The 14,129-nt window shown below is 53.8% G+C and carries 10 protein-coding genes; 9 read left to right on the top strand and 1 reads right to left on the bottom strand.

The genetic code is table 11. From position 1 onward, the window contains the following. Nucleotides 1–25 precede the first annotated feature (25 nt). From HN413_09210 to HN413_09170, 9 genes are all read left to right on the top strand, one after another. Nucleotides 26–1,222, top strand: a complete 1,197-nt coding sequence (locus tag HN413_09210; protein ID MBT3390577.1) for a sugar ABC transporter permease — start codon at nucleotides 26–28, stop codon at nucleotides 1,220–1,222. Then, entirely contained in the window at nucleotides 1,222–2,334 is a 1,113-nt protein-coding gene (locus tag HN413_09205; protein ID MBT3390576.1) for a carbohydrate ABC transporter permease, read from the top strand. Before HN413_09210 ends, HN413_09205 begins: the two co-directional genes overlap by 1 nt. A gap of 106 nt (nucleotides 2,335–2,440) precedes the next feature. Then, complete coding sequence (locus HN413_09200; GenBank protein MBT3390575.1) at nucleotides 2,441–2,926, top strand: hypothetical protein; 486 nt, start codon at nucleotides 2,441–2,443, stop codon at nucleotides 2,924–2,926. 2 nt (nucleotides 2,927–2,928) lie between these two features. After that, a complete protein-coding gene (locus HN413_09195) occupies nucleotides 2,929–4,281 on the top strand; it encodes a beta-glucosidase (GenBank protein ID MBT3390574.1) in 1,353 nt (450 codons plus the stop codon). A gap of 82 nt (nucleotides 4,282–4,363) precedes the next feature. Beyond that, nucleotides 4,364–6,046 carry a DUF3459 domain-containing protein gene (locus HN413_09190; protein ID MBT3390573.1) on the top strand — a complete coding sequence of 561 codons (1,683 nt, stop codon included), beginning with the start codon at nucleotides 4,364–4,366 and terminating at the stop codon, nucleotides 6,044–6,046. Between the two features lie 35 nt (nucleotides 6,047–6,081). Further along, entirely contained in the window at nucleotides 6,082–9,228 is a 3,147-nt protein-coding gene (locus HN413_09185) for a beta-phosphoglucomutase family hydrolase (protein MBT3390572.1), read from the top strand. 59 nt (nucleotides 9,229–9,287) lie between these two features. Next, nucleotides 9,288–10,091, top strand: coding sequence for a trehalose-phosphatase (gene otsB, locus HN413_09180; protein ID MBT3390571.1), 804 nt, complete (start codon nucleotides 9,288–9,290; stop codon nucleotides 10,089–10,091). A gap of 14 nt (nucleotides 10,092–10,105) precedes the next feature. After that, nucleotides 10,106–10,738: a uridine kinase gene (locus HN413_09175; protein MBT3390570.1), complete on the top strand. Its 633-nt coding sequence runs from the start codon at nucleotides 10,106–10,108 to the stop codon at nucleotides 10,736–10,738. A gap of 1 nt (nucleotide 10,739) precedes the next feature. After that, complete coding sequence (locus HN413_09170) at nucleotides 10,740–12,224, top strand: glycosyltransferase (protein ID MBT3390569.1); 1,485 nt, start codon at nucleotides 10,740–10,742, stop codon at nucleotides 12,222–12,224. 97 nt (nucleotides 12,225–12,321) lie between these two features. Here the strand turns inward: HN413_09170 and HN413_09165 are convergent, their stop codons facing one another. Continuing rightward, nucleotides 12,322–13,977 carry a DEAD/DEAH box helicase gene (locus tag HN413_09165; GenBank protein MBT3390568.1) on the bottom strand — a complete coding sequence of 552 codons (1,656 nt, stop codon included), beginning with the start codon at nucleotides 13,975–13,977 and terminating at the stop codon, nucleotides 12,322–12,324. Nucleotides 13,978–14,129 lie beyond the last annotated feature (152 nt).

Below are 14,129 nucleotides of genomic sequence, written 5' to 3'. Positions count from 1 at the left end.
TAATCTCACTGGAAAGGAGAAAAAAATGCAACCCATAGCTGATGAAAAAATTCGCCCAGGCGGTTTTTTCGAGTGGCTGACGCTTGCCTTTGGACGAATACTCGTTTCACTGGTGGTACCTGTCGTTACATTTACGGTTCTCATCTTGGGATTTCGATGGCTACGTGACACAGTTCCCAGTGGCCTCGCCGAGAAAACCACCGTCTCACTCGTTGCAATTCTCTGGGGGGTAGGCGGTGCCGGTATTCTGTATCTTATTTCCAACTGGCTGATTGAAAAACTCTCTCCGGTTTGGGTAAAAAGATTACAGCCCTTTATTTTTGTTGGCCCGGCCATCGCTATTCTCACATGGTATTTAGCCCTGCCGACCTTCCGAAGTTTATGGATCAGTCTCTTTGATCGCTCAGGCCCAACTGAAGTTCCTTTTGGTTTGTTGTTCACAGCGCCAAAAGAATATTTTGCTCAGCTCTCCACAAACTTCATTGGCCTCGGCAACTACATTTCTGTCTTTACCGAACGAACCATGATCACTGCTTTTCGTAATAATCTCTTATGGATTATTTTTGGCGCTTCCCTAGCGATTGTCTTTGGTTTGTTGGTTGCCGTATTGGCAGATCGCAGCCGCTTTGAAAATATCGCCAAATCATTGATCTTCTTGCCGATGGCAATCTCCATGGTCGGAGCCGGTGTGATCTGGAACTTCATGTACGAAGTTAAAGATATTGCCGACCCGCAAATTGGCTTGCTCAATGCCATCTGGGTTGCCTTTGGTAATAAACCCCAGGCCTGGACTGCGTTAATCACGCAACCCTGGAATAATATCTTCCTGATCATCATTATGATCTGGCTGCAAACCGGTTACGCCATGGTGATTTTCTCCGCAGCCATCAAAGGCATTCCCGACGAACTGATCGAGGCTGCCCGTGTGGATGGCGCCACGGAGCCGCAAATTTTCTTCCGCATTATGATCCCCTATATCATGGGAACCATCATCACGGTCAGCACAACCGTCGTAATCTTCACGCTGAAAATCTTCGACATTGTCATGGTGATGACCGGTGGACAATTCTCAACGCATGTGATCGCCACGCAGTTTTATCGCCAGGCCTTTACCAGCAATAACAAAGGCCTGGCTGCCGCCATCGCCATCGTGTTGCTGATTACCGTCATCCCGGTAATGATCTACAACTTACGACAATTTGCGGAAGAGGAGGCATTCTAATGAGCAGCAAAACTCAGAGCATCACACGCAAGCGACTTGTCAGCGATATTATCGTCAATGGTGTACTACTGTTGATTGTTCTCGTCTGGACAATTCCTACCCTGGGGCTGTTGGTCTCATCGTTCCGAACCCGCTTCGACATTCAAACCTCGGGCTGGTGGTGGATTCTGCCGCACCGAGAATGGGTTACCGTTGAAGAGATGCAACCTGACGACAATCTCGACCCGGATGGAATCATGGAAATTTCCGGGGTGAGTGGCACTTTCGAAGAATTCCGCGAAGGCGTTAAGGCCGCGGATGGCACCAAAGTAACTTGGGTTGGCAATAAACGCCTCGCCACCATCCAGATTCAGGAACGCAAATGGGTGATGCGCACCGATTTCACTATGGAGAACTATGGCCAGGTGCTCGCCGGAAAAGCCTACGAAATCCAGAGCTCGGATGGCAGCATAAAAACCGTTCAGGGCGATAACTTCACCGGTTCGTTTTTAAACAGCCTGACCATCGCCATACCTGCTACAGTCATCCCCATCCTCATCGCCGCGTTTGCTGCCTATGGCTTCGCCTGGATGAGTTTCCCCGGGCGCAAACCCCTCTTCACGATGGTCGTCGCCCTCATGGTGGTTCCGTTGCAAATTGCACTTGTCCCTATCCTGAAAGACTATGTGCGCTTGGACCTAAATGGCACCTTCCTCGCCGTCTGGCTGGCACATACCGGCTTTGGCCTGCCACTGGCAACCTACCTGTTGTTCAACTACATCAAAGGGCTGCCGCGCGACATTCTGGAATCAGCCTTTATTGATGGCGCATCTCACTTCACCATCTTCGTCCGCCTGATCTTGCCGCTCTCCATCCCGGCGCTGGCATCCTTTGCCATCTTCCAGTTCCTGTGGGTCTGGAACGATTACCTGATCGCGCTGGTCTTCATCGGCGCAAAACCCGATGTACAGGTGCTCACCATGCGTATTGCCGAAATGGTTGGCTCGCGCGGCTCCGACTGGCATCTGCTCACAGCGGGCGCATTTATATCCATGCTATTGCCGTTGATCGTCTTCTTCTCATTGCAACGCTTCTTCGTGCGCGGTCTGCTGGCTGGATCCGTCAAAGGCTAAGCATTCAGACGAACAACTGCCGACAAAAAATACTTTCACCACAAAGGCACAAAGCCACGAAGAAAAACAACAGTGAACACGCTGTTTTTTATGTCTTCGTGGCTTTATGCTAAATTTCATCAATATGCCATCTCACGAACGTCTCTTCAACTGGAAATTCTGGATACAATGGGTACTCGCTAGCACCCTCGGTTGGCTGCTCGGCAATGCCCTGATTCCAGAATTCAGTATTGGGGCAACCATAGGGATCGCCCAATGGCTCATTCTACGGCCCCTGGTTTCCAACGCGGGCTGGTGGATCGTCGCCAGCATGGCCGGTTGGTTCATCGGGGGGTTGAATCTGCTCATTATCACACCGCCCACCCTCGAGACCGTCACTGGAGCCATCTTCGGGGCGTGGATCGGCTTGGCCCAATGGATCGTCCTGCGCAAATGGGTACCCCTCAGCGGCTGGTGGCTTGCCATCAGCGCCCTGAGCTGGGCAATTGGTTTCAGTGGCCTGGTCGGCAGCCCGTTTGTCGGCGCGATCATCGGCTCGGTTACGGGCATCGGGCTCGAATTATTACTTCGCTACTCAAAAGGAAATTTCTAAACATGAAAACCGGTTATCGTTTCCCCGAAAACTTTCTCTGGGGCACATCTGCATCTGCTTACCAGATCGAAGGCGCCTGGAACGAAGACGGCAAAGGCCGCAGCATTTGGGATACCCTCGTACGCCAGCCCGACCGTATTCTCAACGGCGATACCGGCAACGTGGCCTGCGATCACTATCACCGTATGCCGCAAGATGTGGCCTTGATGAAAGAAATGGGAATCCCGTGGTACAGCTTTACCATCTCGTGGACGCGCATCCTGCCCGAGGGGCGTGGAGCCGTGAACCCCAAGGGGCTGGACTTCTACAACCGTCTGGTAGATACTCTGCTCGAGGCCGGGATTACCCCCAAAGCGACTCTCTATCACTGGGACTTCCCCCAGGTGTTGCAAGACCTCGGGGGTTGGCCTAATCGAGACAGCGCCGACTGGTATGCCGACTACGCTCGCGTCGTCTTCGACTCGCTCGCCGATCGCGTCAAAATATGGGCCACGCACAACGAACCCTGGGTAGCCGCCTTCCTGGGCTACGGGGCCGGATTCCATGCCCCGGGCATCTGCGACGCCACGCAGGCCTATCAGACCGCCCACCATCTCATGCTGGCGCATGCCAAAGCTGTGCAAGTCTATCGCCAAGGCAACTACGGCGGCAAAATCGGGTTGATCCTCAACCTCAATCATCTCATTCCCGCGACACAGAGCGAAGCCGATCTGGCCGCCACGCAGCGCGTTTACGATGAAACCCACAGCATCTTCCTCGACCCGGTTTACAAAGGCAGCTACCCGGAGCCGTTCTTCAAGTGGCTGGGGGCACACCGCCCGCAGGTTGAACCTGGTGACCTGGAGTTGATGCGCGGCTCCGCGGACTATCTGGGGCTGAATCACTATAACTCCGACACCGTCACCTACGATGTCTTCGGCGGCTGGCTCAAAGCCCGCCTGACGCCCTACGCCGCCCCCAGTTGGGGCTACACCGAAATGGGCTGGGGCATCAACCCCGCCGGGCTGAAAGCCGAAGTGCTCAACATTAAAGAGAATTACGGCAACCCCGAACTCTATCTCACCGAAAATGGCTGCGCCATGCCCGACCAACCCGATGAAAAGGGCTTCGTCGCCGACGTTGATCGCATTCGCTACATCCAGGCGCATCTACTGGCATTGCATCAGGCCATTCAAGCAGGCGCTAACGTCCACGGCTATTTCGTGTGGAGTTTCTTCGACAACTTCGAATGGGAACGCGGCTACAGCCAGCGCTTTGGTCTGGTACGCGTGAATTATGATACATTAGAACGCACGCCTAAACAAAGCGCGTACTGGTATAAAAATATTGTTGCGCAAAATGCAATTTACATTTAACGGTTAGCAGGTTTAATGTTGCTGGTCGAATGTTTAAAAACGATCCAACCTGCCAACCTTCTAACGGTTTCACAAAGTACTCATGACAACAAACCTTCAACCTTCGACCTTCAACTATCTCTGGTGGCAAACCGCCGTAATCTACCAGATTTACCCGCGCAGCTATAAAGACACCTCCGGCAGCGGAATCGGCGATTTGCGCGGCGTGATCGAAAAGCTCGATTACCTCAGCCAAACCCTGGGCGTGGATGCGCTCTGGCTCTCGCCTTTTTACCCATCCCCAATGAAAGATTTCGGCTACGATGTAGCCGACTATTGTAATATTGACCCCATATTCGGCACGTTGGCCGATTTCGATGAACTCATCGAGCAAGCACACCGTCGCGGGCTGCGCGTGATTGTCGATTGGGTGCCCAACCACTCATCTGACCAGCATCCCTGGTTCCTCGAATCGCGTTCATCACGCGATAATCCAAAAAGAGACTGGTACGTCTGGGTGAATGCAAACCCTCACCCCCAGCCCCTCTCCCCGCAGGAGAGGGAGCCCGGGGGTGAGGACGATTTCCCCAACAACTGGGTGGCTGTCTTTGGCGGCTCGGCTTGGGAATGGGATGAAGTCACCGGGCAATATTATCTGCATTCGTTCCTCAAAGAACAGCCCGATTTCAACTGGCGCAACCCTGAAGTTCAGGAAGTCATGCTCAACACCGTGCGCTTCTGGCTGGAGCGCGGCGTGGATGGTTTTCGCGTGGATGTAGCCCATTTCATTATGAAAGACCCACAAATACGCGACAATCCCCCGGCAAAATCCGGGCTGGCCTTTCACCGTCCCCACGGGGATTATGACTCGCTGCACCACGAAAACGACAAAGGCCACCCCGACACACACATCATCTATCGCCGTTTCCGCACCCTGCTCGACGAGTACAGCCGAACTTCGCCGCGCATGGCCGTGGGCGAGATTCACATTTTCGATTGGGATGAATGGGCAACGTACTACGGCACGCCGGAGTCCGGTCTCGAGTTTCACTTGCCATTCAATTTTTCGCTGCTAAAAACTCCGTGGGAGGCTGCCGCTATCCGGCAAGCTGTAGATGACCTCGAAGCCGCCATCCCGCTCTGGGCGTGGCCTAATTACGTGCTCGGCAATCATGACGAAGGCCGCATCGCCACTCGGTATGGCCCAGAGCAAGCCCGTGTGGCGGCTATGCTGCTACTGACCTTGCGCGGCACACCCACGCTCTATTACGGGGAAGAAATCGGCATGAGTGATGTGGATATTCCCATCGAGCAGCAACTTGACCCCTTTGGGTTGCGCGTACCCGGTTGGGGGCGCGACCGTTGCCGCACACCCATGCAGTGGTCGGCAGAGCCAAATGCGGGATTCGCCCCCGAGGGCGGCGCGACACCCTGGCTGCCCCTGGCCGACAATTTGCCGACCCACAACGTCGCCGCCCAACTCGAAGACCCAACCTCAACACTCACTTTTTATCGCCAGTTACTGGCTATACGAAGGGAAAATCCAGCCCTGCACCAAGGGAGTTACACCCCGCTCGAGGAAATGCCAGAGGGCTGTTTCGTGTATCAGCGCTCGGAGGCAGGCCAAACCTTCACCGTGGCACTCAACTTCGAGCCAGTCCCGCAGCGCCTGTCACTCATCGGGAAAGGCCGCGTCGCTCTATCCACCCATCCCGACCGGGTTGGCGCTGAAAACCTATCATCATTCATCCTGAGAGAAAACGAAGGAGTAATTATTCAAATGTAGAATGAAATATTCTGCATTCAGAATTCATCATTATCATGTATCATTTCGACGCAGTAATTTTCGACCTCGATGGGGTCATTACCGACACGGCCTCGGTTCACAGCCGCGCCTGGAAGCAAATGTTCGATGAATTTTTACAGGCGCACGCCGCCAAAACCGGCGCACCTTTCCGGGAATTTACCCACGAAGCCGACTACCTGCCCTACGTGGACGGCAAACCGCGCTACAAGGGTGTGGCTTCATTCCTGGAATCGCGCGAGGTGGTTATCCCCTTCGGTGAGCCGGATGACCCGCCCGAGCGCGAAAGCGTCTGCGGGTTGGGCAACCGCAAAAATGAACATTTCAACCGGGTCATCGCTACCGACGGAGTCACCGTCTATCAAAGCACTGCTGATTTTATGCGCCAACTGCGCGCCGCCGGAATCCGCGTGGGGGTGGCCTCCTCGAGCAAAAACGCCGAAGGCGTGCTAACTGCCGCTGGACTGCTGGATATAATTGAGACGCGCGTCGATGGCGTAGTCTCTGCCGAGATTGGGCTGAAAGGCAAACCCGAGCCCGACATCTTTACCACAGCCTGCGACAACCTGGGCGTAAGTTACGACCGCGCCGTAGTCGTCGAAGATGCTATTTCGGGCGTGCAAGCCGGGCAGAACGGCGGCTTTGGGCTGGTGATCGGTATTGCCCGCGAAAATAACGCCCACGACCTGCAACGCAACGGGGCGGATATTGTTGTTGAAGATATGGCCGAGATCGATATGCCGCGTATCGAAAAATGGCTGACCGAACAACTGCCCGAAGAACAATGGAGCATCAGTTACTTCGATTACGACCCGCTCAAAGAAGGCACCCGCGAGGCCCTGCTGACGGTCGGTAATGGCTATTTCGGCACGCGCGGCGCTCTCGAAGAACCCCGCGCCAACGACACTAATTATCCGGGAACCTACATCGCCGGATTGTACAATCGACTGGAATCAGAAGTCAGCGGGCGAATGGTGGGCAACGAAGATTTTGTCAACGCCCCTAACTGGCTTCCGATTACCTTCAAAATCGGTGCGGGCGCGTGGTTTAACCCCAATGCCGTCGAGATCACCCGCATCGAGCGGCGGCTGGACTTCCGCACGGGCGTTTTGCAACGCAATTTGTTCGTGCGTGACGAAAACGGGTATGAAACGGAAATCGAGTCATTACGCTTTGCCAGCATGGACGATCCCCACCGCGCCGCCCTGCGCTACACCATCACACCGCTTAACTACGCCGAAACCATCACCGTGCGCTCGACGCTCGACGGCGACATCATCAACGGTAATGTGGCGCGCTATCGTGAGCTGAGTTCCAAACATCTGGAACCGATTGAAACCCGCGGCCGTGGGAATACCAGTTCGCTTTTAGTGCAGACGAGTCAATCTGCGGTGAAAGTTGGTGAGGCAGCTCAATTGCGGATTGCCGTGAACGGGCAGGATGTTCAACCCGACTTTGAAGTTGATCCTGCCCCCGGACAAATTGCGACATCCTTTGGTGTAGCCGTCCCCGAGGGCGCCTCCCTGAGCGTGGATAAGCTCGTGGCGATTTACACGTCCCACCAGCACGGAGTCAGCGATCCGCTGGGCGCGGCGCAGGCCGCCCTGAAGCCCGATGAAACCTTTGACGCATTACAAGAAGCCAGCGCCAGCGCCTGGGCCACGATCTGGGAAAAGGCCGACATCCAAATTACGGGCGACCGCATTGCGCAAAAATTAATCCGCCTGCACCTGTACCATACCTTTGTGACCTCCTCCCCGCACAACGCCCAACTCGATGCAGGGATTCCAGCCCGCGGGCTGCACGGCGAAGCCTATCGCGGGCATATCTTCTGGGACGAGTTGTATATCCTGCCCTTCCTGAATTTGCACTTTCCAGAGACTGCCCGCGCAATTCTGATGTATCGCTACAATCGCCTGGAAGCGGCGCGAGAATACGCCCGTCAACACGGTTTTGAGGGCGCCATGTTCCCCTGGCAGAGTGGCAGCAGCGGCGGCGAAGAAACCCAAACCCTGCATCTCAATCCACTCTCCGGCGAGTGGGGCGAAGATTACAGCACGCTGCAACGCCATGTCAGCCTGGCAGTAGCCTTCAACGTCTGGGAATATCTGTGGATTAATGACGACCAGGATTTCCTGGAGAAGTACGGCGCGGAGCTATTTCTGGAGATTTGCCGCTTCTGGGCCGGGAAAGCCGAGTTCGATGAAGCCAGCGAACGCTATTCCATCGCCGGGGTGATGGGGCCAGATGAGTTCCACGAGAAATACCCCGGGGCGAAGGAAGGCGGCCTGAAGAATAACAGTTACACCAATCTCCTGATGGCGTGGGCGTTACAGCGCGCCTTCAACTTGCTCGATAGGATGTCCCCCGAGGCACGCGAACAACTCCGTGGTCAGATGCGCCTCACACAGGCTGAACTGAAAAACTGGGGTGAGATCGCCCACAATTTGAGCATCCCACTCTCCAAAGATGGCATCCTCGAACAATATGACGGCTATTTCGAACTGCAAGAACTCGATTGGGAGAGCTATCGCCAGAAATATGACAACATCCACCGCATGGATCGCATCCTCAAGGCTGAGGGCAAATCGCCGGATGCCTACAAAGTCGCCAAGCAGGCGGACGCATTGATGACTTTCTATGTACTCAGCGATAAACAGGTCAAAGCGATTTTGAACCAGTTGGGCTACCCCCCCCCGGATGACTTGCTGCGCGCGAATTTCGACTACTATCTCCAGCGCACCTCGCACGGCTCGACGCTCAGCCGTCTGGTACATGCCTATCTGGCGCAGATCATCGGCGACGAAGATTTGAGCTGGCAGCTCTATATGGAAGCCCTGAAGAGCGATTATGTAGACATCCAAGGCGGGACGACGAAAGAGGGCATCCACGCCGGGGTGATGACCGGCACGGTGTTGTTTTCCTTGCGCGCTTTTGCCGGGGTGGACTACGATGGAGAGACACTCAAGCTCAACCCCAAACTCCCGGCGGCCTGGCGCGAGTTGTGCTTCAGCATAGGCTTCAAGGGCGATCGCTATCTGTTTGAGATTCGGCCTGATACAATAAAGGTCAGGCTCGAAAGCCAGCAAGAAAAAGCCATCTCGATTTTCAGCGAGGAGATCATTCTGGCCCCCGGTCAATGGACATCAATTGAACACATATAACCACAAAGGCCCGCCACTGCCACTTTATGGGTTTTTGTTAAGGAGCAAAACACCCAACAATGGGTAAAAACTGGATCGAAGCACGAACCACTACCTTAAAAAAACTTGTCACCAAAAATCGCATGGGACTGATCACCGATATGGATGGCACGATCAGCTATATTGTTGCCAATCCAGAAGACGCCGTTGTGACGCCCCGAAATTATGAGTTGCTACAGCAATTGCGTGAAAAACTAACCCTCGTATCCGTTGTCTCAGGCCGCTCCGTGCGTAGTGTAACCGCCCGCCTGGATTTGCCCGGAATCGTTTATATTGGCAATCACGGCCTGGAGCGCTGCATTGACGGCCAGGTGCGTCACAGCTTCAATATCGATCGATTTCGCCCGATGCTGAAAATATCGGCAGAGAAGCTTCAAAAAATCGAATTGGATGGTATTCAAGTGGAAGACAAGGGCGCAACCGTCACACTCCATTACCGTCAAACCGAAGATACGCAACAAACTCGCGACCAGTTATTGCCCGTTGTGCAAAAAATTGCCGCCCAACACAATCTGGAATATTTTGAAGGACGCATGATTTTCGAATTATGTCCTCCCGTAGAAGCCAATAAGGGCAGCGCATTTGAAGAATTGGTGAATGAATTTTCGCTCGATAGCGCCCTCTATATTGGCGACGACACCACAGATCTCACCGCGCTGAGAATGGCTCAGCAATTGCGGATGGAAAGAACCTGTTATGCGATTGGTGTCGGTGTCATGTCCGAGAATAGCCCGGAGGGCCTCGTCAAAGAAGCCGATCTACTGGTTTCGGGCGTATCCGATGTCGAAAACCTATTCACCTGGATTTTAGAAAATCGAAACTAAAAAAGGTCACTACTATGCTTCACGACATCTTGCTCATCACTGACAAACACAAACAAGCCGCTCAGCAAATTATGGAACATATTAACCACATGGACGGCAATAAAATTGTCATCGCCATTGGTGGCGAATCTGGTTCAGGGAAATCCGAACTTGGGCATGAGGTTGCCTACTTGCTCAAAAAGCAAAGAACGCCTGCCAAAATCATGCACATTGACAACTACTATAAAACTTCACCGCAGGAACGCAACCCCTGGCGCAAAGCCCACGGCGTAGAGCAGATCGGCTATTCCGAATACGATTGGGATGTTATCAACCACAATTTGCGTAAATTCCGCGAAGATGCCCCCGTCGTCGTGATGCCCTGCGTAGACCTGCTTACCGATCAGGATGATTTCCTCACCACCAGTTTCAAGGGAATTCGATACATGGTTATCGAAGGGTTGTACGCCGTCCAGGCCGAGGCTGACTTACGCGTTTTCATTGATCTAACCTACCACGAAACCAAAAAAGCCCAATTGCTGCGCGGTAAAGAAAACGTCGATAAGTGGCGCATGGAGGTGCTAGAGCAAGAACATCAGGTTGTAAGCTCGCTGCGTCCGCTGGCAAACTTGATTGTAGATAAAAATTATCAGGTTATAGAGGCCTAATATGCATATCGCTTTTCTCAACCCCCAGGGAAATTTTGATCCCAACGACAGCTACTGGACCGAGCATCCCGATTTTGGCGGGCAGCTTGTTTACGTCAAGGAAATCGCCATTGCCATGGCCGCGCTTGGTCATCAGGTGGATATCATCACCCGCAAGATCGTAGACACTCAATGGCCGGAATTCGCCGGAACGCTGGACAGCTATCCTGGCGTGAAAGGGGTACGCATTGTGCGGATCGCCTGCGGCCCCGAGTTTTTCCTACCGAAAGAAGAGTTGTGGCCCTTACTTGGCTCGCAGTGGGTACCCAATTTGATTGAGTTTTACCAGCAAGAGGGCACGCTGCCCGACGCCGTCACCACGCACTACGGCGATGGCGGTCTGGCCGGGGCGTTCTTCGCTCAAGAAACTGGCATCCCTTATACCTTCACCGGACACTCGCTCGGGGCGCAAAAGATGGATAAGCTCCACGCCGCGCCCGACAACCTCGAAACCCTCGACCGGCGCTATCACTTCGCCCGGCGCATCTTCGCCGAGCGCATCAGTATGAACTATGCCAGCCGGGTGATTACATCCACGCAACAGGAGCGCATGGAGCAATACGGTCACAAGGCCTATCACGGGGCGATTGACCCCGCTGATGAAACCCGCTTCGCCGTCACCCCACCGGGCGTTAACCGCGTGGTCTTCTCGCCCGAAAGCAACGAAACAGATGAACTCATCAACGCGCGGCTCGCCGAAGTACTGCAACGCGATATTGAACCCGCACGCCATACCTTGCCCATTGTGCTGGCCTCCAGCCGTTTGGATGCTAAAAAGAATCATATCGGGCTGGTACGCGCCTTCGCTGAAAGCGAAGAACTGCAAGCCAAAGCCAATCTCGCCATCGCCATGCGCGGCCTGGATGACCCTCTGCGGCGCTACGCGTCCCTGAGTAAAGAGGAGCGCGCCCTGATGGATGAAATTGTCGCCATCATCAAGAAGCACGCTCTGTGGGGCAAAGTGACCTCTTTCCCGCTCAACAGCCAGGCAGAGTTGGCCGCAGCCTACCGCGTGCTGGCCGGGCGGCGCTCGGTCTTCGCCCTGACAGCGCTCTACGAACCCTTTGGGTTGGCACCCCTCGAAGCGATGAGTTGCGGCCTGCCCGCCGTGGTGACAAAAAGTGGCGGCCCCTCCGAAAGCATGATCGAGGGCGGACGCAAATTCGGCGTGTTGGTAGACCCCAGCGACCCGGCGGATATTGCCCGCGGCTTGCTGCGCGCAGTAGAATCCCCTGAAAGCTGGGAGAAACTGCACCAGGCTGGCATCGAGCGAGTGATCTCCAAATACACCTGGGAGCGCACTGCCGAGGGCTATCTCAAAGTCATCAAAGCAATTGTGGAAGAAGGCCGCCGCGCCGGGGAGATTGAAATCCCCCCCTATTTCCGCGACCCCGCACCGGTTAAGTACGAAATTCCTGTGGATGCTTTAGCCAGCATCTATTTCTAATTTCAAACCATCCCAAAGATATATTTTCCAAAAAAATAGCGTGTGCTGGAAAAAACATCCAGCACACGCTATTTTTTGCATCCAGTATCAGATAGTATCAGGCACGCTCTACAGCCACGGGTCGATTATGCAGCAAAATGCTTTCTGCACTGCTCATCACCTTAGGCACAAACTGCTCGGGGATATCTACCAACGTAGTATGATCTTGAATAAAGATTTTGCCAATCGTTCTTCCAGGGATGTCTGCAAAAGATGCAATCGTACCCACAATATCTTGCGGGCGCACACCCTGTTTTTTGCCGCGATCCAGCCGCAAACGCACCATACCAACTTCATGAGAATCTTTCCCAGGGTTAGAATTGTGACTACGGCTGTTTCGTCTCGTTTCACGCGGGTTTTTCCCAGAATACGCTTTCCGCACTTTGCTAATCGTCCCAATTGGGCGTTGTCGTTCTTCCGCGCGCGCCAGCTTTAAAGCTACGGCCGCTATCTCCAGAGGGTCATTACCAGCCGCGACCAGGGTCTCTACCATTTCGCGCTCACGCTGATAACGGTCACGTTTAAGCCAGACCGCGACATTACGCAACAACGCGTCTTCGCGATGTTGGATAATTTCCTCAGTTGAAGGCAGCGTGGCCGGGGTAATCTGTTGGCGGGTGTATCGCTCAATTCTTCCTAAACGCCCCCGCTCAGAAGGTGTCGTCAGGGTGATGGCTACGCCGGGCTTCCCCGCGCGCCCGGTACGGCCTACACGATGAACATAAGATTCGGAGTCGTGCGGCATATCAAAGTTGAAGACATGCGAAATATCGTCAATATCCAAACCGCGTGCAGCAACATCGGTGGCTGCTAACACTTTGGTCTGGTTGGCTCGAAAACGATTCAAAACCTGAATTCGTGCGTCCTGACTTAAATCGCCATTCAAGGCTTCCGTTGGGAAACCACGCTGGGACAATTTGCTTGCCAATGAACCGCTGCCAATACGCGTCTTTGTAAAAACAAGCGCGCTACTAACTTCCTCAACTTCTAATAAACGCGTCAGAGCCGCCAGTTTATCTTTTTCGTTGACCAGATAATAGCGCTGTTCTGTGGTTGCCACGGTAAGATGTTCGCGTTCAATCGTAACGGATTGCGGGTCTTGCAGATACTTACCCGCCAGACGGCGGATTCCAGCCGGAAGCGTCGCCGAGAAAAGCGCGGTTTGCCGATTCGCTGGAGTTTCATTCAAAATAGACTCGATATCCTCAATAAAACCCATACTGAGCATTTCGTCCGCTTCATCGAGCACAACGGTGTCCACATGGCTGAGATCAAGCACCTTCCGCCGTATCAAATCCAGCAGACGCCCCGGGGTTCCAACAACGATATCGACCCCCTTCTTGATGCGGCGAGTTTGCCGCTCATAGGGTTGGCCGCCATAAACAGCCAACACGCGCATACCACGGTGTTTGCCATAATCAAAGAAAGCGTTGGCAACTTGCATGGCTAATTCACGCGTGGGCGCCATCACCAGGCATTTTACTTGCTTTTTTTCCTGCACCAAATTATGCAAAACAGGCAACGCAAAAGCAGCGGTTTTGCCGGTCCCGGTTTGAGCTTGCCCGATAATATCCTTACCGGCCAGCATTAATGGGATTATTGCAGATTGAATTGGGGTAGGGGAAACATAGCCAAGCTCGGCTATGGCCTGCTCCAGTTGCGGATGCAGGTTTAAATCACTAAACGTACTATTCACTTTAAACTCCTGTTTCATGATGTTGATCGGCTATTTCAAGCCAGTCCCAGTTGTCTTAGACAGCCAACTCATCCCGAAAACAAGAGCCATCTGTGGCAACAAAAATACTCGACCAAATTTGGCGAGTACTTTTTGGAAAAACTCAAAACACTAAACTTGATAACGTGCTA

This window comes from Chloroflexota bacterium, from assembly GCA_018648225.1.
Lineage (GTDB): Bacteria > Chloroflexota > Anaerolineae > Anaerolineales > UBA11858 > NIOZ-UU35.
This window is presented reverse-complemented; position numbering and strand designations above follow the sequence as displayed.

What these genes read in the sequence shown, in the direction of transcription:
- HN413_09190 (MBT3390573.1), top strand. Translation starts at nt 4,364, where the DNA reads ATGACAACAAACCTTCAACCTTCGACCTTCAACTATCTCTGGTGGCAA.
- HN413_09200 (MBT3390575.1), top strand. Translation starts at nt 2,441, where the DNA reads ATGCTAAATTTCATCAATATGCCATCTCACGAACGTCTCTTCAACTGG.
- HN413_09205 (MBT3390576.1), top strand. Translation starts at nt 1,222, where the DNA reads ATGAGCAGCAAAACTCAGAGCATCACACGCAAGCGACTTGTCAGCGAT.
- HN413_09175 (MBT3390570.1), top strand. Translation starts at nt 10,106, where the DNA reads ATGCTTCACGACATCTTGCTCATCACTGACAAACACAAACAAGCCGCT.
- HN413_09170 (MBT3390569.1), top strand. Translation starts at nt 10,740, where the DNA reads ATGCATATCGCTTTTCTCAACCCCCAGGGAAATTTTGATCCCAACGAC.
- HN413_09185 (MBT3390572.1), top strand. Translation starts at nt 6,082, where the DNA reads ATGTATCATTTCGACGCAGTAATTTTCGACCTCGATGGGGTCATTACC.
- HN413_09210 (MBT3390577.1), top strand. Translation starts at nt 26, where the DNA reads ATGCAACCCATAGCTGATGAAAAAATTCGCCCAGGCGGTTTTTTCGAG.
- HN413_09165 (MBT3390568.1), bottom strand. Translation starts at nt 13,977, where the DNA reads ATGAAACAGGAGTTTAAAGTGAATAGTACGTTTAGTGATTTAAACCTG.
- otsB (MBT3390571.1), top strand. Translation starts at nt 9,288, where the DNA reads ATGGGTAAAAACTGGATCGAAGCACGAACCACTACCTTAAAAAAACTT.
- HN413_09195 (MBT3390574.1), top strand. Translation starts at nt 2,929, where the DNA reads ATGAAAACCGGTTATCGTTTCCCCGAAAACTTTCTCTGGGGCACATCT.